Source organism: Proteus sp. FZP2095 (genome assembly GCF_023701425.1).
GTDB lineage: Bacteria > Pseudomonadota > Gammaproteobacteria > Enterobacterales > Enterobacteriaceae > Proteus > Proteus cibarius.
Genome location: NZ_JAMQBJ010000005.1, coordinates 221,200 through 244,535 on the forward strand (window position 1 = coordinate 221,200; position 23,336 = coordinate 244,535).

General features: G+C 40.5%; 18 protein-coding genes. 3 read left to right on the forward strand and 15 right to left on the reverse strand.

Annotated features, from left to right (window positions below):
• The 10 genes from rffA to trxA all read right to left on the reverse strand — a co-directional run bounded on the left by rffA (position 1) and on the right by trxA (position 11,038).
• Positions 1-1,131: a dTDP-4-amino-4,6-dideoxygalactose transaminase gene (gene rffA, locus NBG71_RS16980; protein ID WP_075674230.1), complete on the reverse strand. Its 1,131-nt coding sequence runs from the start codon at positions 1,129-1,131 to the stop codon at positions 1-3.
• Position 1,132: 1 nt separating this feature from the next.
• Entirely contained in the window at positions 1,133-1,846 is a 714-nt protein-coding gene (gene rffC, locus NBG71_RS16985; RefSeq protein ID WP_159242208.1) for a dTDP-4-amino-4,6-dideoxy-D-galactose acyltransferase, read from the reverse strand.
• Positions 1,824-2,705 carry a glucose-1-phosphate thymidylyltransferase RfbA gene (gene rfbA, locus NBG71_RS16990; RefSeq protein ID WP_075674228.1) on the reverse strand — a complete coding sequence of 294 codons (882 nt, stop codon included), beginning with the start codon at positions 2,703-2,705 and terminating at the stop codon, positions 1,824-1,826. Before rfbA ends, rffC begins: the two co-directional genes overlap by 23 nt.
• A 21-nt stretch (positions 2,706-2,726) precedes the next feature.
• Complete coding sequence (gene rffG, locus NBG71_RS16995) at positions 2,727-3,794, reverse strand: dTDP-glucose 4,6-dehydratase (RefSeq protein WP_098944023.1); 1,068 nt, start codon at positions 3,792-3,794, stop codon at positions 2,727-2,729.
• A complete protein-coding gene (gene wecC, locus NBG71_RS17000; protein WP_099660299.1) occupies positions 3,791-5,053 on the reverse strand; it encodes a UDP-N-acetyl-D-mannosamine dehydrogenase in 1,263 nt (420 codons plus the stop codon). Before wecC ends, rffG begins: the two co-directional genes overlap by 4 nt.
• Positions 5,050-6,180, reverse strand: a complete 1,131-nt coding sequence (gene wecB / locus NBG71_RS17005) for a non-hydrolyzing UDP-N-acetylglucosamine 2-epimerase (protein WP_069369918.1) — start codon at positions 6,178-6,180, stop codon at positions 5,050-5,052. The genes wecC and wecB overlap by 4 nt, the downstream gene beginning before the upstream one ends.
• Before the next feature lie 126 nt (positions 6,181-6,306).
• On the reverse strand, positions 6,307-7,365 hold the full coding sequence (gene wzzE / locus NBG71_RS17010) for an ECA polysaccharide chain length modulation protein (RefSeq protein WP_250917043.1): 1,059 nt from the start codon (positions 7,363-7,365) through the stop codon (positions 6,307-6,309).
• Between the two features lie 24 nt (positions 7,366-7,389).
• A complete protein-coding gene (gene wecA / locus NBG71_RS17015) occupies positions 7,390-8,478 on the reverse strand; it encodes a UDP-N-acetylglucosamine--undecaprenyl-phosphate N-acetylglucosaminephosphotransferase (RefSeq protein WP_036939595.1) in 1,089 nt (362 codons plus the stop codon).
• 407 nt (positions 8,479-8,885) lie between these two features.
• Positions 8,886-10,145, reverse strand: a complete 1,260-nt coding sequence (gene rho / locus NBG71_RS17020; protein ID WP_023583649.1) for a transcription termination factor Rho — start codon at positions 10,143-10,145, stop codon at positions 8,886-8,888.
• A 566-nt stretch (positions 10,146-10,711) separates the two neighbouring features.
• The gene (gene trxA, locus NBG71_RS17025; protein ID WP_006535838.1) at positions 10,712-11,038 is read right to left on the reverse strand and encodes a thioredoxin TrxA; all 327 of its coding nucleotides are present in this window, start codon (positions 11,036-11,038) and stop codon (positions 10,712-10,714) included.
• A gap of 119 nt (positions 11,039-11,157) precedes the next feature.
• Here trxA and rhlB point away from each other — a divergent pair, with 119 nt between their 5' ends.
• Both rhlB and gppA read left to right on the forward strand, forming a co-directional pair.
• On the forward strand, positions 11,158-12,462 hold the full coding sequence (gene rhlB, locus NBG71_RS17030; RefSeq protein WP_099660302.1) for an ATP-dependent RNA helicase RhlB: 1,305 nt from the start codon (positions 11,158-11,160) through the stop codon (positions 12,460-12,462).
• Between the two features lie 3 nt (positions 12,463-12,465).
• Positions 12,466-13,974 carry a guanosine-5'-triphosphate,3'-diphosphate diphosphatase gene (gene gppA, locus NBG71_RS17035; protein WP_250917039.1) on the forward strand — a complete coding sequence of 503 codons (1,509 nt, stop codon included), beginning with the start codon at positions 12,466-12,468 and terminating at the stop codon, positions 13,972-13,974.
• Positions 13,975-14,051: 77 nt separating this feature from the next.
• On the opposite strand, the gene rep is transcribed toward gppA, so the two are convergent.
• Positions 14,052-16,076, reverse strand: coding sequence for a DNA helicase Rep (gene rep / locus NBG71_RS17040; protein WP_075674049.1), 2,025 nt, complete (start codon positions 16,074-16,076; stop codon positions 14,052-14,054).
• A 304-nt stretch (positions 16,077-16,380) separates the two neighbouring features.
• Positions 16,381-17,856 carry a ketol-acid reductoisomerase gene (gene ilvC / locus NBG71_RS17045; RefSeq protein ID WP_075674048.1) on the reverse strand — a complete coding sequence of 492 codons (1,476 nt, stop codon included), beginning with the start codon at positions 17,854-17,856 and terminating at the stop codon, positions 16,381-16,383.
• 170 nt (positions 17,857-18,026) lie between these two features.
• Between ilvC and ilvY the strand changes: the two genes are divergently transcribed.
• A complete protein-coding gene (ilvY, locus tag NBG71_RS17050) occupies positions 18,027-18,914 on the forward strand; it encodes an HTH-type transcriptional activator IlvY (protein WP_075674047.1) in 888 nt (295 codons plus the stop codon).
• Here ilvY and ilvA read toward each other — a convergent pair.
• The 3 genes from ilvA to ilvE all read right to left on the reverse strand — a co-directional run bounded on the left by ilvA (position 18,900) and on the right by ilvE (position 23,326).
• Positions 18,900-20,474: a threonine ammonia-lyase, biosynthetic gene (gene ilvA / locus NBG71_RS17055; RefSeq protein ID WP_250917040.1), complete on the reverse strand. Its 1,575-nt coding sequence runs from the start codon at positions 20,472-20,474 to the stop codon at positions 18,900-18,902. The two genes, ilvY and ilvA, sit on opposite strands and share 15 nt — an antisense overlap.
• A 2-nt stretch (positions 20,475-20,476) precedes the next feature.
• The gene (gene ilvD, locus NBG71_RS17060) at positions 20,477-22,327 is read right to left on the reverse strand and encodes a dihydroxy-acid dehydratase (protein WP_075674045.1); all 1,851 of its coding nucleotides are present in this window, start codon (positions 22,325-22,327) and stop codon (positions 20,477-20,479) included.
• 72 nt (positions 22,328-22,399) lie between these two features.
• Positions 22,400-23,326: a branched-chain-amino-acid transaminase gene (gene ilvE, locus NBG71_RS17065; RefSeq protein ID WP_023583659.1), complete on the reverse strand. Its 927-nt coding sequence runs from the start codon at positions 23,324-23,326 to the stop codon at positions 22,400-22,402.
• Positions 23,327-23,336: the final 10 nt, after the last annotated feature.

The window sequence follows — 23,336 nt, forward strand, 5'->3', positions numbered from 1 at the left end:
TTAAGCAAAGAAGTCGCGGATATGGCCAATAACAGTCTGCTGTTCTTCTTCTGTCATGTTATAGAACATAGGTAAACGTACTAAACGCTCACTTTCTTGCGTTGTGAAAATATCTTCACCATCAAAGCGGCCAAACTTCATACCTGCTGGGCTGGTATGTAATGACACATAGTGGAACACTGTTAAAACGCCGTGTTCTTTCATGTAGTCATTAAATGCGGTACGTTGCTCGATATCTTTCAGTTTGATATAGAACATGTGCGCATTGTGTTCTAAACCTTCAGGAACGACTGGAAGCGCTAATAAGCCTTTTTCCGCTAATGGAGTCAATGCATCATAGTAAATCTGCCAAAATGCTAAACGACGCTCATTAATTTTTTCAGCTTCTTCAAGTTGAGCCCATAAATAAGCTGCTTGTAAGTCTGACATCAAGTAACTAGAACCAATATCACGCCAAGTATATTTATCTACCTGACCACGGAAAAACTGGCTACGATTGGTACCTTTTTCACGGATAACTTCTGCGCGATTGATTAAATCAGGATCGTTAATCAGCGTTGCACCACCCTCACCGCCTGATGAGTAGTTTTTAGTTTCATGGAAGCTATAGCAACCAATATGACCAATTGTGCCAAGAGCCTTACCCTTGTAAGTTGACATGACACCTTGTGCAGCATCCTCAATAACAAACAGATTATGTTTTTTCGCAATCGCCATAATCGTATCCATTTCACACGCAACACCTGCGTAATGAACGGGAACAATAGCGCGGGTTTTATCTGTGATTGCCGCTTCAATTTTTGTTTCATCGATATTCATGGTATCTGGACGAATGTCGACGAAAACAATGGTTGCGCCACGTAATACAAACGCATTAGAGGTCGAAACAAAGGTAAAACTTGGCATAATGACTTCATCGCCAGGCTTGATATCTAATAAGATAGCAGCCATTTCAAGCGATGCTGTACAAGATGGTGTTAACAGCGTTTTATGACAATGAAATTGTTCTTCTAACCACTTTTCACATTTCTTTGTGAAATTGCCATCACCACAGAGCTTGCCACTTTCCATAGCTTGTTTCATATATTCTAATTCTGTGCCGACAACCGGTGGTTTATTAAACGGAATCATATTATCCCCTGTATAACCAATAAGTGGTGCTCTCTATTAGGCCCCCACTGTGTGTGTATAAACGCGAAGCTGCAATATTGCTGATCTGTGTTGCAACATATAAGGTCGAAACACCTTGTTGTTGACACCAAAACTTCGCGGCCGACATCAGTTGTTTACCAATGCCTTGTCCTATTCTGTTGGGCATTACCGCTAGTAATCCCACTCTTGCTTCATTTTCAGATAGACGGCGTAAAGTGACAAAACCACTGACATTATTTTCAGCATCATAAGTCAGTAAGCAAATATCATCGAATGTGCCTAACACCGCTTTTTTAACCCATAATGCATAAAAACGACTGCTATCACCTTCTTGATACCAAGGTGTTCTAAAACGACTTTGTACAAAAGCCTCTGAAGCCGTTGCCATCAATAAATCGATATCATCTTCATTGGCTTTTCTAAAACAATATTCCGTCGTTTTCTTACAAGCATTTTCTGTGCCAATTGAAAGTTTAAAATCAATTTCACCTTCCGCAAATTGAAAACCTAATTGGCTAAGTTTATCGATGAGAAAAAGCTCATGAGATGCGACTTTTGCTTGAACCACAGCAAAAACATCAAGCTGTTCGTCTGTTAACACGGGCGCTTGTGTATCAAACTCAAGACGCCCTGTTTTGAGGGAAAAATACTCACTTTCCCACTCAAGATAATTAATATTGGCGAGGACGGACATGTAATAAATCCAATAAATAGCGACCATAACCGGTTTTAGACAGTGATTTTGCGCTTTCTCTTACTTGATCATCACTGAGCCAACCATTACGCCAAGCAATCTCTTCAAGACACGCCACTTTAAATCCTTGGCGTTTTTCAACAGTTTGAACAAAGGTACTGGCTTCAATTAAACTATCGTGAGTTCCGGTATCTAACCATGCAAAACCACGCCCGAGTAGTTCAACATTAAGCTCACCACATTCAAGATACATCTGATTAATCGACGTAATTTCTAATTCACCACGAATCGAAGGTTTGACTCGTTTGGCAAAATCAACCACTCGGTTATCGTAGAAATACAGCCCCGTGACAGCCCAATTAGATTTAGGTTGTTCTGGTTTTTCTTCAATCGATAACACTTTAAAATCATCGTCAAATTCAACAACACCAAATCGTTCAGGATCCATAACTTGATAACCAAAGACTGTTGCACCACGTTCACGTTGTGCAACTTGTTTCAGTTTTGGACTAAACCCTTGACCAAAATAGATATTATCGCCTAAAACTAAACAGCAATGATCATCACCAATAAATTCCTCACCCAAAATAAAGGCTTGGGCTAAGCCATCAGGAGATGGCTGAATTTTATATTGAAGATGAACACCAAATGCAGAACCATCACCCAATAAACGCTGAAATGAGGTCATATCATCTGGTGTTGTAATGATCAAAATATCTCGAATACCAGCGAGCATCAGAACTGAAAGCGGATAATAGATCATGGGTTTATCATAGATAGGCAATAATTGCTTCGATACCCCTTTGGTTATCGGATGCAGTCGTGTACCCGAGCCACCCGCTAAAATAATACCTTTCATCATTTATCCTTCTTTACTTAATCAGTTCCCAAGCCCTAGACGTTCACCTGCATAAGAGCCATCTAACACTCGTTTCCACCAAGTTTCGTTATTTAAATACCACAAAACAGTTTTACGAATGCCAGATTCAAATGTCTCTTCTGGTTTCCAACCTAATTCAGCTTCAATTTTCGCTGCATCAATTGCATAGCGCAGGTCATGACCTGGTCTGTCTTTCACATAAGTGATGAGATCGACATACTGAGCAACACCTTCTGGTTTTGCTGGATATAACTCTTCTAACAGCGCACAAATCGTTTTAACAACATCAATATTGCGACGCTCATTGTGTCCACCAATATTGTAAGTTTTACCCGGTGTTGCTGTTGTTGCGACTAAATAGAGGGCACGAGCATGATCTTCAACATAGAGCCAATCACGGATCTGTTCACCTTTACCATAAACAGGTAATGGTTTTCCTGAAATCGCATTTAAGATAATTAATGGGATTAACTTTTCAGGAAAATGGTAAGGGCCGTAGTTATTCGAGCAGTTCGTGATCACAGTTGGTAAACCGTAAGTACGCAACCAAGCACGAACTAAATGGTCACTTGAAGCTTTAGACGCAGAATATGGGCTACTTGGTGCATAAGGCGTAGTTTCAGTAAAGAAATCATCTGTACCTTCTAAATCGCCATACACTTCATCTGTTGAAATATGGTGGAAACGAAATGCCGTTTTCTTCTCTTCAGGTAGCACTTGCCAAAAATGGCGAGCTGCTTCCAATAAGGTGTAAGTACCCACAATATTGGTTTCAATAAATGCAGCGGGGCCATCGATAGAACGGTCAACATGGCTTTCTGCCGCTAAGTGCATAACAACATCTGGTTGATATTGAGCAAATAAGCGATCAAGCTCAGCTCTATCACAGATATCGACTTGCTCAAAGGCATAGCGTTCACTGTCAGCTACGGTTGCTAATGACTCTAAATTACCGGCATAAGTCAGTTTATCCACCACAACAACGCTATCATTGGTGTTATCAATAATATGTCGAACAACAGCAGAGCCGATAAAACCGGCTCCACCTGTAACTAGAATGCGTTTCAACGCCATACTCCTTTAGTATCTACAATCCATTTTTGAGTAACTTTACTACCGGGGATCGCTTTAAACTGTTGATGATCAACTAACATTAAGACAATATCCGCATCTTTCAATGCTTGCTCTATTGATACTAATTCTGTGATCCCTTTCAATTTTGTTGGTAATTCATGAATATTAGGTTCAACTGCGAATGTCGTACCACTGTGCCAATCAGCGACTTGTTTAGTGATATTCATTGCTGGGCTTTCACGTAAGTCATCGATATTAGGCTTAAAAGCTAAACCAAAGCAGGCAATCTTAATTTCGTTTGCACGTTTACCTGTTTCAGTAAGGCAATCAGCAACAGCGGCTTTAACTTGATCGATAACCCACACTGGTTTGCCATCATTGACCAAACGGGCAGTGTGAATTAAACGAGATTGTTTTGGATTTTGTGACACGATAAACCAAGGGTCAACGGCAATACAATGCCCGCCAACGCCTGGGCCTGGTTGTAAAATGTTGACGCGAGGATGGCGGTTCGCCAAACTAATTAGCTCCCACACATTGATATCTTGGTCAGCACAAATCAGTGATAATTCGTTAGCAAACGCAATATTAACATCACGGAAACTATTTTCAGTTAGCTTACACATTTCTGCGGTACGTGCATTAGTAATAACACATTCACCTTCAAGGAAGATTTTGTATAACTCGCTTGCACGCTCTGATGATTTACGATTCATACCACCCACAACACGGTCATTGCGGATAAGTTCAATCATCACTTGACCCGGTAATACACGCTCAGGACAGTAAGCTACATCGATATCAGCATCTTCACCTTGTTGATGAGGGAATGTTAAGTCTGGGCGAGCTTCCGCTAACCACTCAGCCATTTTTTCAGTAGAGCCAACTGGTGAGGTTGATTCTAGAATAATAAGATCACCTTTTTTCAATACAGGTGCGATAGAGCGTGCTGCTGCTTCAACATAAGCCAAATCAGGCTCATGCTCACCTTTAAATGGTGTAGGTACAGCAATAAGGTAAGCATCTGCTGGCTGTGGCGTGGTATAGGCTTTTAAATGGCCTTCTTCAACCGCTTGTTTAACGACTTTATCAAGATCAGGCTCAACAATGTGAATTTGACCTTTATTTATCGTATCAACTGCATGCTGATTAACATCAACACCGATGACGCTTTTTTTACGAGAGGCAAAAGCTGCCGCTGTAGGTAAACCAATGTAGCCGAGGCCGATAACAGAAATAGTTTCAAAACTCATAATGTCACCTGATTTTTTTTCAATGCTTCAAGAATACGTTGGCAGGCATGACCATCACCATAAGGGTTTGTCGCCTTACTCATTTGGTGATACGCGTTTTCGTCTGTCAATAAAGAGGTTACTTCGCTAACAATACGTTTAGTATCTGTTCCCACTAAGCGAACAGAGCCCGCTTCAACAGCTTCTGGGCGCTCCGTTGTGTCTCGCATTACAAGAACTGGCTTACCTAATGAAGGGGCTTCTTCTTGAATTCCACCAGAATCTGTCAAAATAAGGTAAGCATGATTCATTAAATAAACGAATGGGAGATAATCTTGTGGCTGTATTAATTTAATATTATCAATACCATGAAGGATACGTTGAACCGGTTCACTCACATTAGGATTTAAGTGAACAGGATAGACAACTTCTACATCTGGGTGTGCTAATGCAATTTCAGCTAAAGCTTGGCAGATACGTTCAAAACCACCACCAAAACTTTCTCGACGATGCCCTGTTACCAAGATCATTTTCTTATCAGGCTGAATAAATGGATAGTTTACAGCAAGCTCATTTAAGAGTGTTTGATTGCCCATCACTCTGTCACTTACCCAAAACAACGCATCAATTACCGTATTTCCTGTGACAAAAATATTTTTATCCGCAACCGCCTCTCGCACCAAATTTAATTTTGCAGTTTCTGTTGGTGCAAAGTGATACATTGCAAGATGCCCTGCAATAGTACGGTTTGCCTCTTCAGGCCAAGGGGAATAAAGATTGCCAGTACGTAACCCAGCTTCCACATGGCCAACAGGAATTCGTTGATAGAATGCGGCTAAACTTGCTGCCATGGTCGTTGTTGTATCACCATGTACCAAAACAACATCAGGTTGAAATGACGCTAATACTGGTTTTAACCCTTCTAAAATACGACAGGTAATATCCGTTAAATCTTGTCCTGGTTTCATAATATTGAGATCGTAATCTGGTTTGATCTCAAAAAGATTTAATACCTGATCAAGCATTTCTCGATGTTGGGCCGTAACACATACCTTCGCTTCAAACGAATCATCATTTGCTAAAGCGTGCACTAAAGGTGCCATTTTTATCGCTTCAGGGCGTGTGCCAAAAACAGTCAACACTTTCACAGTGGCTCTCTTTTTTTCATTGTTATATCGCTTATTTTTGGGAAAGCAATATGCCCTTATACTTAGTACATCAGGTGCCGAAACACCTGATGTCTCGTTATTGTCATTAATGACAAAATTTAATTATTATTTTTTTAATGAACTGCGTCTTACTAATGCAACACCTGCACCCGCTAAAACACCAATAGCGCCCCAAAGTACCATCATAAATGCACGACGAGGACTATCACGTTTCACAGGATCTTCAGGAGTACGTAGAAAACGGTAAGTTTGGAAGTTATCTTGTAATTTTGCGCCCACAGCAAGGGTCGCTAACATTGCCGTATTTTGATCATAATCACTATCAAAATCAGCACCTGTTGCCACTAAAGTTTCTAGCTGTGATTGCAACAGAGGAACACCTAACAGAAACAATTTAGAATCTGGTAACTCATCAATTGCAATCGATGTTTGTTTTTGAGAAATACCTTGTTTCTCAGCTACTTTGATTGATTGCTCTAATAAGTTAACTTGTCGTTGATACGCAGATTGAGCCGCCATTTCTTGGCGTTTAACTAGTGCTTTCATTGATTGAGTTCTAGTTGCCCAAGCAGTTATCACTTCATCATTAAGATGAACAGATGCTCTCTTATTAGCAAAAGCAATATACTCATTTAATAATTGACTCGCTTCTTTTGATGTTTCCGCAATGAGTTTCAGTTGATCATTAACTAATTTTTTCTCATCAGCAGGCGTAAATTGAATATTGTTAATTAACTCATCCAATAACGCGGCATTAGCCTGTTCATCACTCTCTTTGCGCTGTTTGAAATAATCCGTTTGCAACCAAAACTCACGACGTGTATCAAACGCCGCGATTTGAGTAATAAACTCTTGATAAGCTTCATCTGAAATAGTTAAAGCTGGGGTTTGTGCTGATGGATTAATCTGTGTATCAAGATTGCGCAAGAACTGAGATTGAGAATAATAACTGCCTAAGTTATTAATCGTTGGTTTCTCTGTCATTGCGATTGCGCTCCATTTAGGTTGCATCAAATAAGATGCACCGAGTGCAATCACTGCAAAAAGCAGAGCGAACCCTATAATCCAGCTTTTGCCTGACCAAAGTGCACAAAAAAGACCTCGAATATCGAGTTCATTATCTGGCTGTTCACCCTGTCGGGAGGCGTTATTTTCCGAGTTCATCACGTTAAAAAACCTCTGCTTATATTAATGCTGTTGTGTTGCTCTACGTAAGCGACGCTTATGTCGTTTAATAAAACGAGCGACTCGCCACGCGCGTTTAATGCAATAACCATACATAACAAATGCAAGCAAGAATAATGCCAACATGAACCATTCAGGGACAAATGATAGGTTTTGACCGATAATACCAATCGCGGCTAATAGCGCAGCAGCCACAGTAATTAAAATAAAGGCTTGGCGAGAGGTAAAACCTGCACGCATGATCAAATGGTGAATATGTTGACGGTCTGGAGAGAAAGGACTCATCCCTTTGCGTAAACGACGATACATAATTGCCACCATATCCATAAGTGGAATAGCAATTATCCATAATGCAGTTACTGCCTTAACAGGACGGGGCTGAGTTTGTGTTGACGCGACCAATAACCAAATAATGGTAAATCCAATCAATGTACTTCCCGCATCTCCCATAAAGACTTTGAATTTTTTACCACAGACCCCTAAGTTTAAAAGGATATAAGGTAAAATTGCCGCGATAAATGAGAAACACCAGAATGCGAGAGCTGAATTACCGCCTTGATATAATAAAATACCAAGCGCGCCAAAAGAGACACAAGAAAGGCCACCTAATAACCCATCAATACCATCAACCATATTAAAGGCATTGATTGCTGCCCAAACAGCGAAAAGTGTAACAATATAGCCAAAAGGCCCTAAATGCATTTCCCAAGGACCAAAAGCATGACCCAGAGTGTCAAGTTTTAATCCTGCTCCTACCATCATCACGATCCCAACAAAAGCTTGGATTGTTGCTCTAATTTTGACGCTAATATCGAAGCGATCATCTAATGCGCCAATAAAAACAAGAAGTCCCGCACATGCCAGATACAATTCCTTATGAGGAATATAAATATCTGAAATATAAAATGCGAAAACAATACCAAAATAAACTGATATTCCTCCGACTAGAGGGATCAATCCATGATGTTTCTTACGATAATTCGGTTTATCCACGAGTCCAATTTTCTTTGCAATTTTACGAGCCAAGAATAAAAATGCGAAAGAAAATAAGAACACATAAAAAACGCTTGTGCTCATTTTTAGTATATCCACAGTACGGTTCTCTATAATAAATATAGCTGGTTATTTTACGCTTCCATGTGTTTTTATTATTTTTTCCAGCCTCACCACGACGAGTTTATTCAAAACCCACCACCCTTCATCAATTATAAGTTTTCCTTAACTATTTTTATTGATGCCATCGCTATTTTTATCAATTACCAAAACATGCAATATATATACCAACATCCGGTTAAAATATTGCAATCTAAAATTAAATTACACCCATAAAAAACAAAAAACGCCACAAACTATTGTGGCGTTTTCATCATATCGTCATTCTTACAAAGTAAACGAGCTTAACAGCATATAAATTAAGGTGATATTACTTATTCTGTAACAGAGCACACTATTTTAATATTTTAATCCTATTCTCAGCTCAATCACTTTGTTAATACACTTTATGAACGTTTCATAAAGTCGAAGAATTCTTCATTTGTCTTAGTCATTGCTAACTTATTAATGAGGAATTCCATTGCGTCAATCTCACCCATTGGATGAATAATTTTACGCAGGATCCACATTTTTTGTAACTCATCTTGAGACGTCAGTAACTCTTCTTTACGTGTACCAGAACGATTGTAATCAATCGCAGGGAAAACACGTTTTTCAGCAATTTTACGAGACAGGTGTAATTCCATATTACCTGTACCTTTAAATTCTTCGTAGATAACTTCGTCCATCTTAGAACCCGTATCGACTAATGCTGTTGCAATGATAGTTAAGCTACCACCTTCTTCAACATTACGAGCCGCACCGAAGAAACGTTTAGGACGATGTAATGCGTTTGCATCCACACCACCTGTTAACACTTTACCTGATGAAGGAACAACGGTGTTATAAGCACGCGCTAAACGTGTGATGGAGTCTAACAGGATGATAACGTCTTTTTTATGCTCAACTAGACGCTTCGCTTTTTCAATCACCATTTCTGCAACTTGTACGTGACGAGAAGCTGGTTCATCAAAGGTTGAAGCAATAACTTCACCTTTTACTAAGCGTTGCATTTCTGTCACTTCTTCTGGACGTTCATCAATCAGAAGTACCATTAATACGCAATCAGGATAGTTATGAGCAATATTTGCTGCAATATTTTGTAGCAACATAGTCTTACCCGCTTTTGGTGGAGCAACAATAAGACCACGTTGACCGCGGCCAATTGGCGCCGCTAAGTCAAGAACACGCGCGGTTAAGTCTTCTGTAGAGCCATTACCACGTTCCATGCGTAAACGATTATTAGCATGTAAAGGTGTTAAGTTTTCAAAGAGGATTTTACTGCGGGCATTTTCTGGTTTATCAAAGTTAACTTCATTAACTTTTAGAAGGGCAAAATAACGTTCACCTTCTTTAGGAGGACGAATTTTCCCTGCGATGGTGTCACCAGTGCGAAGGTTAAAACGGCGAATTTGACTTGGAGAAACGTAGATATCATCGGGACCAGCAAGGTAGGAACTGTCTGCGGAACGTAGGAAGCCGAAGCCATCCTGCAATATTTCCAGCACACCGTCACCGAAAATATCTTCTCCACTTTTCGCGTGTTGCTTCAAGATAGAGAAAATAATGTCTTGCTTTCTCATTCGAGCCAGATTCTCTAGCCCCATATTTTCGCCAAGTGCTATCAGTTCTGATACCGGCGTATTTTTTAATTCGGTAAGATTCATAATGGTGGGTTCTTAATAACTCGGGGTAACTCTCGAACTATGAACGTGAATAGTATAACAGCGAATCGCTGTCAGTTTCGTCATGTGTAAAATTACAGATTATAACTTTCTAACATAAGGGTATAACTAAAATGATAATGTTAGAGAGTGTTAATACTATTAGACCAGTCTGCTTTATCCCAGAGAAGTGACATTCATTTTCGCGATGCATGAGTGTACTTTCAACTTATGGGTTAGGAACATACTTTGGAAAAGTTTATATCCCTTGAATACTATAGATTATTCTAAGGCAACTTGACTGGTTAGATGAATTCAGATTACTTATATTAAATATCATATTAGATTAAATATCATATCATGTTATTCAATTCTATTACTTTGTACGCTTGATATTCAATATCTCAGACTTATTTAATCATGTCTAATCATATTGACAAGTAGATCCGATATATTATGTAAGTAAGTGGCGCTAACTTATCATGCTTCGAAGCGGACGTCTAGCGGTCAATAACAGAAATACTGACAAGGTCTAAACGTCCTACTTTATTTTTGATATCTAAATCAAATTAGATATTTTCGTCTAAAAACTCTTTCAGCTGAGTTTTTGACAATGCGCCTACTTTAGTCGCAGCAACTGCACCGTTTTTGAATAAAATCAGTGTAGGAATACCACGAATACCGTATTTTGGTGCTGTCAGCGGGTTTTGATCGATGTTTAGCTTCGCAACTGTTAATTTACCAGCGTATTCTGTTGCAACTTCATCTAGAATAGGAGCAATCATTTTACATGGGCCACACCATTCAGCCCAGAAATCAACGAGCACAGGGCCGGTTGCATTTAATACATCAGCATCGAATTTGCTGTCAGATAAGTGAAGGATTTTATCGCTCATTGTTCTACTCCAAAGAATAATATTGACCGTACCAGTGTAACATTAAATAACAAAAGTCTGTCTGCATTTCAGCGGATAAACTTTTGTAATGCAACCCATAACTGATATTCTATTACATTATGAGCAAAACATATTTGACAGAAAAGAAGTTTTCCGACTTCGCCTTGCATCCAAAAGTGATAGAAGCCCTTGAGAAAAAAGGGTTCTCTAATTGTACACAAATTCAGGCATTGACGTTACCTATCACTGTGAAAGGTCAAGACATTGCCGGGCAAGCCCAAACAGGAACAGGCAAAACGTTGGCGTTTTTAACTTCAACGTTTCATTATCTTTTAACGCACCCTGCTAAAGAAGGGCATGAAACTAATCAACCTCGTGCACTTATTATGGCGCCAACACGCGAATTAGCCGTACAGATCTATTCTGATGCTAAAGAGCTTGCGCAAAATACAGGGATTAAAATGGGTCTCGCCTACGGTGGCGATGGCTATGACGAACAACTCAAAGTATTAAATAATGGTGTCGATATTGTTATTGGCACAACAGGCCGTTTAATTGACTACGTTAAGCAAGGCCATATTAACCTTAACGCAATCCAAGTTGTGGTACTTGATGAAGCTGACAGAATGTACGATCTCGGCTTTATTAAAGATATTCGTTGGATTTTCCGTCGTATGCCAGTTGCGGCTGAGCGTATGAATATGCTGTTCTCTGCAACACTTTCTTACCGTGTAAGAGAACTAGCTTTTGAGCAGATGAATAATCCAGAATATGTTGAAGTTGAACCTGAACAAAAAACAGGTTTTAGCATAAAAGAAGAACTCTTTTATCCTTCAAATGAAGAAAAAATGCGTCTTCTTCAAACATTGATTGAAGAAGAATGGCCAGATCGCTGTATCATTTTTGCCAATACAAAACATCGTTGTGACGACATTTGGGCGCACCTTGCCGCAGATGGGCACCGTGTTGGCTTATTAACCGGTGATGTTCCTCAGAAAAAACGTCTACGCATTTTAGAAGATTTTACCCAAGGTAATATTGATATTCTGGTTGCTACTGACGTTGCTGCTAGAGGCCTTCATATTCCATCAGTAACACATGTTTTTAACTATGATTTACCTGATGACTGTGAAGACTATGTTCATCGTATTGGTAGAACAGGACGTGCTGGAAATAGTGGTAACTCAATCAGCCTTGCATGTGAAGAATATGCGCTGAATTTACCTGCTATTGAGACCTATATTCAACATGCTATTCCCGTGAGTAAATATAATAGTGATGCGTTATTAGCAGATCTTCCTGAGCCTAAACGCCGTCACCGTCCTCGCCAAAGTCAGCCTCGTCGCAACAATGCGCCGGCGCGAAATAACAGAGGAAATAATACTCAACGTAACAACCGAAATAAACGCCCGAGTCATCCATAAATTATGCTGAAATCCTCATCACTTTATGCTGCTATTGATTTAGGTTCTAACAGTTTTCATATGTTAGTCGTTCGAGAAATCGCGGGCTCTATACAAGTCCTTTCTCGCGTGAAACGTAAAGTTCGACTCGCTGCTGGCCTAAATAGTGAAAATGAATTGTCAGAGCAGGCAATGGAACGCGGTTGGCAATGTTTACGACTTTTTTCTGAATATCTACGTGATATTCCGGCTGAACAAATCAGAGTCGTCGCAACAGCCACATTACGTATTGCTAAAAATGCAGATATTTTTGTCGCAAAAGCGTCTGAAATATTGGGCAATACTGTTCATGTTATTAGTGGTGAGGAAGAAGCACGCCTTATCTATCGTGGCGTTGCACATACCACTGGTGGTGCAGAGCAACGTTTAGTCGTCGATATTGGTGGTGGCAGCACAGAATTGGTTACAGGTACTGGCGCTAAAACGACGCAATTAATGAGCTTAAGTATGGGCTGTGTAACTTGGTTAGAGCGCTATTTTACTGACCGTTCTTTAACTCAAAAAAATTTTGCTAAAGCACAAGACGCAGCCAAAGCGATACTAGCCCCAGTGGCGGATAAATTAATTGAGCAAGGCTGGCAAGTGTGTGTAGGTGCCTCTGGTACTGTACAAGCGTTGCAAGAGATTATGATTGCTCAGGGTATGGATGAATTAATCACCTTACCTAAGCTTGAGCGACTCAAACACAAAGCTATTGAGTGTGGGAAACTAGAAGAGCTGGAAATTGAAGGGCTTACTTTTGAACGAGCCTTAGTGTTTCCGAGTGGGCTTGCTATCTTAATCGCCATATTTGAAACGTTACATATCGACAATATGATCTTAGCTGGTGGCGCATTACGAGAAGGCTTAGTCTATGGAATGTTGCATCTTCCTATTGAGCAAGATATCCGCCAACGTACTCTTCGTAATATCCAGCGTCGGTTTCAGATTGATATTGAGCAAGCACACCGGGTCCAGCAACTTGCGGAACACTTTTTTATCCAAGTCAGCAAAGGTTGGCAGTTAGATAATCGTTGTCGAGAATTACTTAACAGCGCCAGTGCTTTGCATGAAATTGGCCTAAGTGTCGATTTTCGCCAAGCACCTTCACATGCAAGCTATCTGATCTCTCATCTTGATTTACCAGGATACACACCTGCACAACGACGTTTATTGGCTTCTTTGCTAAAAAACCAAACAGGGATCATCGATCTTGCGCCCCTTAATCATCAAAACGCACTACCGATAACTCAAGCCAATCGCCTGGTGCGTTTACTGCGATTAGCCATCATTTTTGCTAGCCGCCGCCGTGATGATACTCTCCCTGCATTACGATTACGTACGGAAGATGAAAAACTCATTATTACACTGCCATATCAATGGCTTAATGAGCATCCATTACGGGCTGAAAATCTCCAAGAAGAGATCCAACTTCAGAGTTATGTCCATTGGTCTTTAATGATTGAAGAACAAAATAGCTCTCGTATAAGTTAATTTTTTGCTTATACAAAAATAAAAACCCCTTGAACATCAATATGCCAAGGGGTTCATTTTATATACCAAACCTTATACTATTCAGGTTTGTGTCTTGCCAACATAGCCCTTAATCCCGCAACACCTTTTTGCCCTTTCTCTTGTTTTTCTTCAGCACTTAACACTTTCTTTTTATTAGTATCCCAATTCAAATCATCTTGAGGTAACTCATAAAGAAAACGGCTTGGGTCGGGTTTGATTAATTCACCGTATTGACGTCTTTCCTTACATAACGTAAACGTGAGTGTTTTTTGTGCACGGGTAATCCCAACATAAGCAAGACGCCTTTCTTCTTCTACATTATCCTCATCAATACTACTTTGATGTGGCAATATACCCTCTTCCATACCCACTAAAAATACATGAGGAAACTCAAGACCTTTAGAGGCATGTAATGTCATTAACTGAACTTGATCTAATTCTTCTTCTGTTTCTCCTCGCTCCATCATATCGCGCAAGGTAAAACGGTTAACGACTTGAGAAAGCGTCATAGGCTCATGTAATTCATCACCCTCAAGCATTTCACTCATCCACAAAAATAGTTGATTAATATTTTTCATTCTCATTTCAGCCGCTTTTGCGCTGCTTGAGGTTTCATATAGCCAACTTTCATAATCCATTTCATGTAATAAATCACGTACAGCTAACAGTGGCTCTCGTTCTGATTTTTGCACTATACGTGACATCCATTGAGAGAATGCTTGTAATGAATTTAATCCTCGACCTGTTAAGGTTTGACCTAATCCCAAATCAAAACAGGCATTGTATAAGCTCTTATCTCGAACTTTTGCCCACTCGCCTAACTTTTGGATCGTCATAGGGCCGATTTCACGACGAGGCTTATTCACAATACGTAAAAATGCCGCATCATCATCAGGATTGGTAATCACTCGCAAATAGGCCAGAATATCTTTTATCTCTTCCCTTGAGAAAAAAGAGGTTTCACCTGAAATACGATAAGGTATACGATTTTGCATCAAGTATTTTTCAAAAATACGAGACTGATGATTACCACGATAAAGGATCGCGTAATCCTTATAATTGGTTTTATTAATAAAATGATGAGCAATTAATTCGCCAGCCACGCGCTCTGCTTCATGCTCTTCATTATTAGCAGTTAAAACCCGTAGTTCATCACCGTAACCTAATTCTGAAAATAACCGTTTTTCAAAAACATGGGGATTATTTTCAATTAAGATATTCGCTGATTTTAGAATACGCCCAGAAGAACGATAATTTTGCTCAAGCTTAATCACATTAAGTTGTGGAAAATCTTTTTGTAATAGCACTAAATTTTGAGGTCGAGCACCACGCCATGAATAAATTGATTGATCATCATCGCCTACAACCGTAAAGCGAGCTCTTTCACCGACCAGCCATTTGACCAATTCATATTGACTTGTATTTGTATCTTGATATTCATCCACCAGCAAATAACGGATACGTCTTTGCCAACGCTCTCTGACTTCTTCATTTGTGCGTAATAACAGAGTTGGTCGGCTAATTAGGTCATCAAAGTCGAGCACATTACAACTACGCAGATGTTGCTCATAGCGTCGAAAACATTCGGCAAATGTATGATCTTGCTGCGATCTCGCCATTCCTATTGCTTGATCTGGCGTGAGCATGTCATTTTTCCAGTTAGAAATTTGGCTCTTTAATTGAGAAAGTAAATCTTTATCTTCTTCTAATAAATCAGCCGTTAATTCTTTAAGTAATGCAGATTGGTCTTGATCATCAAACAATGAAAATTTAGCTTTAATACCTAACGCTTTATATTCGCGTTTAATAATTTCTAATCCCAATGTATGGAACGTTGAGATCATTAATCCTTTCGCTTCTTGGCGACCTAAAGTTTGAGCGACACGCTCTTTCATTTCACGTGCAGCTTTATTGGTAAATGTAACCGCCGCAATTTGCTTTGCTGGATATTGGCATTGACGAATGAGGTGTGCAATTTTATTGGTAATAACCCGTGTTTTACCCGATCCGGCACCTGCCAAAACCAAACAAGGGCCTGACACATATTCTACTGCTTTTTGTTGACCAGGGTTTAATCGCATACTTTTTCCAAACTTCATTAACCAAGAACATAACGGGGGATAATTGTAGCAGAAAGCGATCAAAGTCTTGAGTATTCCCTCTTTCAATTTTTCTCACACTATAAAAACAAAAAACCGTATTCCATTAAGAAATACGGCTTTCAAAAAAATTTAACCTTCACTTTTCGCTTATTTTTCTAAGTTATTTACGTGAGAAGAAGGTGGCAAAAGAGGTTATCCCAAGGAGCATACACTAGTATATGACTTGGGTAACCGAGTGTAGCCAACACACTTATCGCGTAAAGAGCGACGAAAAATTGAAAAATTAGTTGGCAACAGCAATCTTCTTCATATCCGTCATATACCCACGCAGCGTTTTACCTACGGCTTCAATTGGATGCTGACGAATGGCTTCATTGATATCACGTAATTGTGCGTTATCTGTTCCATTATCTTGAACTTTCTTCGCTAAATCGCCAGGTTGCAATGTTGTCATAAACTCTTTCAACATAGGAACAACCGCGAATGAGAACAGATAGTTACCATATTCAGCAGTATCAGAGATAACCACATTCATTTCATATAAACGCTTACGAGCAATGGTATTTGCAATTAATGGCAACTCATGCAGTGATTCATAATAAGCTGACTCTGCAAAGATCCCTGCTTCAATCATGGTATCAAAAGCTAATTCAACACCAGCTTTAACCATCGCAACCATTAATACACCATGATCAAAATACTCTTGCTCACTGATTTTACCCTCATATTCAGGATAATTTTCAAATGCACTTGCTCCAGTCTCTTCACGCCATGTCAGCAAGTTTTTATCATCATTTGCCCAATCAGCCATCATAGTTTCAGAGAATTTACCTGAAATGATATCGTCCATATGTTTTGCAAACAGTGGAGCCATGATCTCTTTCAGTTGCTCTGATAATGCGTAAGCACGCATTTTTGCTGGATTAGATAATCTGTCCATCATCAAGGTGATACCACCCTGCTTCAAGGCTTCCGTAATGGTTTCCCAACCAAATTGCAGCAACTTACCCGCATATCCCGGCTCAACGCCATCAGCAACCATCTTGTCGTAACATAACAGCGAGCCAGCTTGTAACATACCGCACAGAATAGTTTGCTCACCCATTAAGTCTGATTTTACTTCAGCAACGAAAGAGGACTCTAAAACACCCGCACGATGACCACCTGTTGCAGCAGCCCATGCTTTCGCAATAGCCATACCTTCGCCTTTTGCATCATTTTCAGGGTGAACTGCAATCAGTGTTGGAACACCAAAACCACGCTTATATTCTTCACGAACTTCAGTACCTGGACATTTTGGTGCAACCATAACAACGGTGATGTCATCACGGATCTTTTCGCCAACTTCAACGATATTAAAACCATGTGAGTAACCTAATGCAGCACCTGATTTCATCAACGGTTGAACAGCTTGAACAACAGCTGAGTGTTGTTTGTCTGGCGTTAAGTTAACAACTAAATCGGCTTGAGGGATCAACGCTTCATAGGTTCCAACCTCAAAACCGTTTTCAGTTGCACGACGCCATGATGCACGTTTTTCATCAATCGCTTCTTGACGTAAGGCATACGCGATATTCAAACCTGAATCACGCATATTTAAACCTTGGTTAAGACCTTGAGCACCACAGCCAACAATAACGACTTTTTTGCCTTTCAGGTAATTTGCTTCATCAGCAAATTCTTCACGTGACATAAAGCGACATTTACCTAATTGCGATAACTGCTGACGCAGATTCAATGTATTAAAATAGTTTGTCATAGAAGACTCCAAAATCGTTGTGTATGTGTTTGCTATTATTATCCTCACTCTCAGTGAGGTGTTGCATGACTTTACTATATGGGATGAAAGCCATTGCTTAAATTGATATATTTACAAGACAGTGTTGCAAAAAATGCAACGTTATTTTTTATCACCTAAGGTAGCTGACAATGGATATTCGTGATCTCAAACTCTTCCTGCACTTAGCTGAAAGTTGTCACTTCACCAAGACAGCACAAGCGATGCACGTCAGCCCTTCTACGCTCTCTCGTCAAATTCAACGTCTTGAAGAAAGCTTAGGCCACCCTCTGTTTTTACGTGATAACCGACAAGTGACTCTCACCGATGCGGGTGAACAGCTAAAACGCTATGCTCAACAAACCTTATTGCAATATAAGCAACTTAAGCACACGCTAAATCAAAATAGCCCCAGCCTTTCGGGTGAGCTACGCCTGTTTTGTTCTGTAACAGCGGCTTACAGCCATTTGCCACCCATTCTTGACCGTTTTCGTGCAGAAAATCCATTAGTTGAAATAAAACTCACCACAGGAGATGCGGCTGATGCGGTCGATAAAGTGCAATCTGATGAAGCTGATTTAGGTATTGCAGGAAAACCTGAAAAGCTTCCCGAAAATATCTGCTTTGAAAAAATAGGTGAAATTCCATTAGTGTTGATTGCTCCGGCATTGCCTTGCAATGTTCGCCATCTTGCAACACAAGAAAAACCCGATTGGCTCAATATTCCATTTATCATTCCTGAGCATGGCCCATCGCGACAACGAATTGCATTATGGTTTAAACGCCACCGTATCCATAATCCTTTAATTTATGCGACTGTTTCAGGGCATGAAGCGATTGTCTCAATGGTTGCGTTAGGTTGTGGTATTGCACTTATCCCACAAGTTGTCGTTGATAACTGCCCTGAGCCCGTTCGTAATCGCATCTCTTCATTGGATAATATTTCAATGGTAGAACCTTTCGAGTTAGGCGTTTGCGGATTACACAAACGCCTTCAAGAGCCTGTGATCAGTGCTTTTTGGCGGTTACTCCACGACTAAACTTGTCGTTTGTGGTGACAGAAATAGCTGAAAAGAGGGATTTCCTGTCTCATCATGATATTCATAACCTAATGCATCTAAATGTCGCTCGAAACGCCCTTCTGTTTCGGGCAGTTCAAATGCCACCAGCACACGTCCATAATCAGTACCATGGCTACGATAGTGGAATAACGTGATATTCCAATAAGTCCCTAATGTTTTTAAAAACTTCAATAAAGCACCCGGTGATTCAGGAAACTCAAAACTAAATAAACGCTCTTTAAGCGGCTTATTAGGACGGCCCCCGACCATATAACGCACATGAAGTTTTGCCATTTCATCATCAGACAAATCAGCCACTTGATAACCAGCAGTCGTAAGTTCACGCAAAATTTCCTTACGCTCTGCAAGTCCTTGACTTAAACGTACGCCAACAAAAATACGTGCATTTTCAGGATCTGCATCGCTACAACGATAATTAAATTCGGTGACAACACGTTGACCTAAGATCTGACAGAAACGTAAAAAACTGCCCTTTTGTTCAGGGATTGTCACAGCAAGTAATGCTTCGCGTTTTTCACCTAATTCACAGCGTTCAGAGACATAACGTAGTCCATGAAAATTCACATTTGCACCAGAAAGCACATGCGCTAGACGCTCACCTTTGATTTGGTGTTCTTCGACATATTTTTTAAGCCCAGCCAATGCCAATGCGCCTGAAGGCTCTGCAATTGCACGCACATCTTCAAATAAATCTTTTACTGCAGCACAAATTTCATCACTATCAACAGTTATTACATCATCAACATATTTTTGGCATAAACGAAAAGTTTCATCACCAATACGCTTAACGGCAACACCTTCTGCAAATAAGCCTACTCGAGCTAATTCGACAGGGTGTCCAGCCTCTAATGCAGCTTTTAAACATGCGGCATCTTCAGCTTCAACCCCAATAACTTTAATTTCTGGCATAAGCTGTTTAATTAATACCGCCACCCCAGCAATTAAACCGCCACCACCAACTGGTACAAAAATACGGTCAAGATGAACATCTTGTTGTAAGAGTTCCATTGCCAGTGTTGCCTGTCCTGCAATGACAGTTGGATGATCAAATGGCGGAACAAAGGTGTATCCCATCTCTTCAGACAGCGCGATAGCTTTCGCTTTTGCTTCATCAAAGTTGGCTCCATAAAGCAATGCCTCTCCACCAAATTGGCGAACAGCATCAACTTTAATATCCGCCGTTGCTACTGGCATCACGATTAATGCTTTTACACCCATTCGATTCGCTGACAGCGCAACACCTTGAGCATGGTTGCCCGCAGAAGCCGTCACAACACCTTTCGCTTTTTGTTCAGGAGTCAGCCCAGCAATCATGGTATAAGCACCACGTAGTTTAAAGCTATGAACAGGCTGTCGGTCTTCACGCTTAACTAAAATGGTATTCTCTAAACGTTCAGAGATTTTTGTCATCTCTTGAAGAGGAGTGACTATTGCAGCTTCATAAACCGGTGCGCTCAGCGCCGCTTTTAAATATTCAGCGCTACTTGGCGTTGAATTTAAAGGTCTAAAGGCAGCCATTCTTAGCCCCCTAATTTAGATTTATCGCGCACCGCGCCTTTATCAGCACTAGTGGCTAAAGACGCATAAGCGCGTAAGGCAAACGAAACTTGGCGCTGTCTATTTTTTGGTGTCCACGCTTTATCACCACGAGCATTTTGTGCATCACGGCGAGCAGATAACGTTTTATCATCTACCTTTAATGAAATTTCACGAGTTGGAATATTGATAGAGACGATATCACCCTCTTCCACTAAACCAATTACACCACCATTTGCAGCTTCAGGGGAAACATGTCCGATAGATAAACCTGATGTTCCACCAGAGAAACGTCCGTCAGTGATAAGTGCGCAAGCTTTACCTAATCCCATTGATTTTAAATAAGAGGTTGGATACAGCATCTCTTGCATACCTGGCCCACCTTTAGGACCTTCGTAGCGAATAATTACCACATCGCCAGCCACGACTGTTCCACCTAAGATAGCTTCAACAGCATCATCTTGGCTTTCGTATACTTTTGCAGGGCCACTAAAAATTAAGTTATCTTCATCAACGCCTGCGGTTTTTACAATACAACCATCTACGGCTAAGTTACCCGATAAAACCGCTAATCCACCATCTTGGCTATAAGCATGCTCTTTACTGCGAATACACCCGTTTTCACGATCGGTATCTAAGGTTGGCCAGCGACAATTTTGAGAGAATGCCTTCGTGGTACGAATACCAGCAGGGCCCGCTTGAAACATCGATTTTACTTGCTCATCTTGCGTTAACATTACGTCATATTGCGCTAATGTTTCTGGCAAGCTCAGCCCTAAGATATTATTCACATTACGGTTAAGTAATCCGGCCCTGTCTAATTCACCTAAAATACCCATAACTCCACCTGCACGGTGAACATCTTCCATATGATATTTTTGTGTACTTGGTGCTACTTTACATAAATGAGGTACTTGGCGAGAAAGTCTGTCGATATCCTCCATCGTGAAGTCAACCTCACCTTCTTGCGCGGCAGCCAATAAATGCAGAACAGTATTTGTCGAGCCCCCCATTGCAATATCTAAGATCATCGCATTTTCAAAGGCTTCTTTTTTAGCGATATTGCGTGGTAATGCGGACTCATCATCTTTTTCATAATAGCGCTTGGTTAATTCAACAATGCGCTTGCCTGCGTTGATAAATAGCTTTTCACGATCTGCGTGTGTTGCAAGTAATGAGCCATTTCCTGGTTGAGATAATCCCAGTGCTTCTGTTAAACAGTTCATTGAGTTTGCGGTAAACATACCTGAACAAGATCCGCACGTTGGGCAAGCCGATCGTTCGATTTGTTCACTATCCGCATCGCTGACATTTGGATTTGCACCTTGGATCATGGCATCAACCAGATCTAATTTGATCAGTTGGTCTGAAAGCTTCGTTTTACCCGCTTCCATAGGGCCACCCGAAACAAAAATAACCGGAATATTTAAACGTAAAGACGCCATTAACATTCCTGGAGTGATCTTGTCGCAGTTTGAGATACACACCATCGCATCAGCACAGTGCGCATTAACCATATATTCAACAGAGTCTGCGATAAGTTCACGGGATGGCAAAGAGTAAAGCATACCGCCATGCCCCATTGCGATACCATCATCAACAGCAATAGTATTAAATTCTTTAGCAACACCACCAGCTGCTTCAATTTGCTCAGCAACGAGTTTTCCTAAATCCCGCAGATGCACATGACCTGGTACAAATTGCGTAAATGAATTCACAACAGCGATAATGGGTTTACCAAAATCAGCATCAGTCATTCCCGTTGCACGCCATAAGGCACGGGCTCCAGCCATATTACGACCATGTGTCGTTGTCGCTGAACGGTATTTAGGCATTTTTCACACTCCTGCGATAAAGAAAGCGAGTAGGGAACGATCTACCCGCTAAACAAATTTATTTGATTATGTTTATGAATTGATTGGATCTAACCAGCCGTATTTATCTTCTGTTTCACCTGTGAACAGACCAAAGAAGGCTTTTTGAATTGCTTTGGTCACAGGACCACAACGCCCGATACCCACTTGAATACCATCCACACTACGTACTGGGGTTATCTCTGCTGCGGTACCTGACATAAAGACTTCGTCTGCAAGATAAAGTGATTCACGAGAAAGCACTTGTTCACGCACTTCATAACCAAGATCTTTTGCTAATTTGATGATGGCATCACGCGTAATCCCCGGCAGTGCTGATGAAGTAAATGGAGGTGTAAAAATAACACCATCTTTTACTTCAAATAGGTTTTCACCGGCACCTTCAGATAAATAGCCATGAACATCTAATGCAATCCCTTCTTGATAACCATGACGGCGAGCTTCACTTCCTACTAATAATGAAGATAAATAGTTACCACCCGCTTTAGCTGCGGTTGGAATAGTATTTGGTGCCGCACGGTGCCAAGAAGAAACCATTGCATCAATACCTTTATCTAAAGCTTCTTCACCGAGATATGCTCCCCATGGGAATGCAGCAATGATCACATCTGTTTTATAGCCTGCTGGTGGATTAACCCCCATACCGACATCACCAATAAAAACTAATGGCCGAATATAAGCACTGACTAATTTGTTTTTACGTAAGGTTTCACGACACGCTTCCATTAACTCATCAACGCTTTGCTCGACAGGCATACGGTAGATTTTGGCTGAGTCATGTAAACGTTGCATATGCTCACGATGGCGAAATACCACAGGTCCTTTATGAGAATTGTAACAACGCACACCTTCAAATACGGAAGTACCATAATGCAATGCGTGAGACATTACATGAACCTTGGCCTCAGCCCATGGAACCATTTCACCGTTAAACCAAATATAATCAGCTTGCTTTGTCATTCTTTTATCC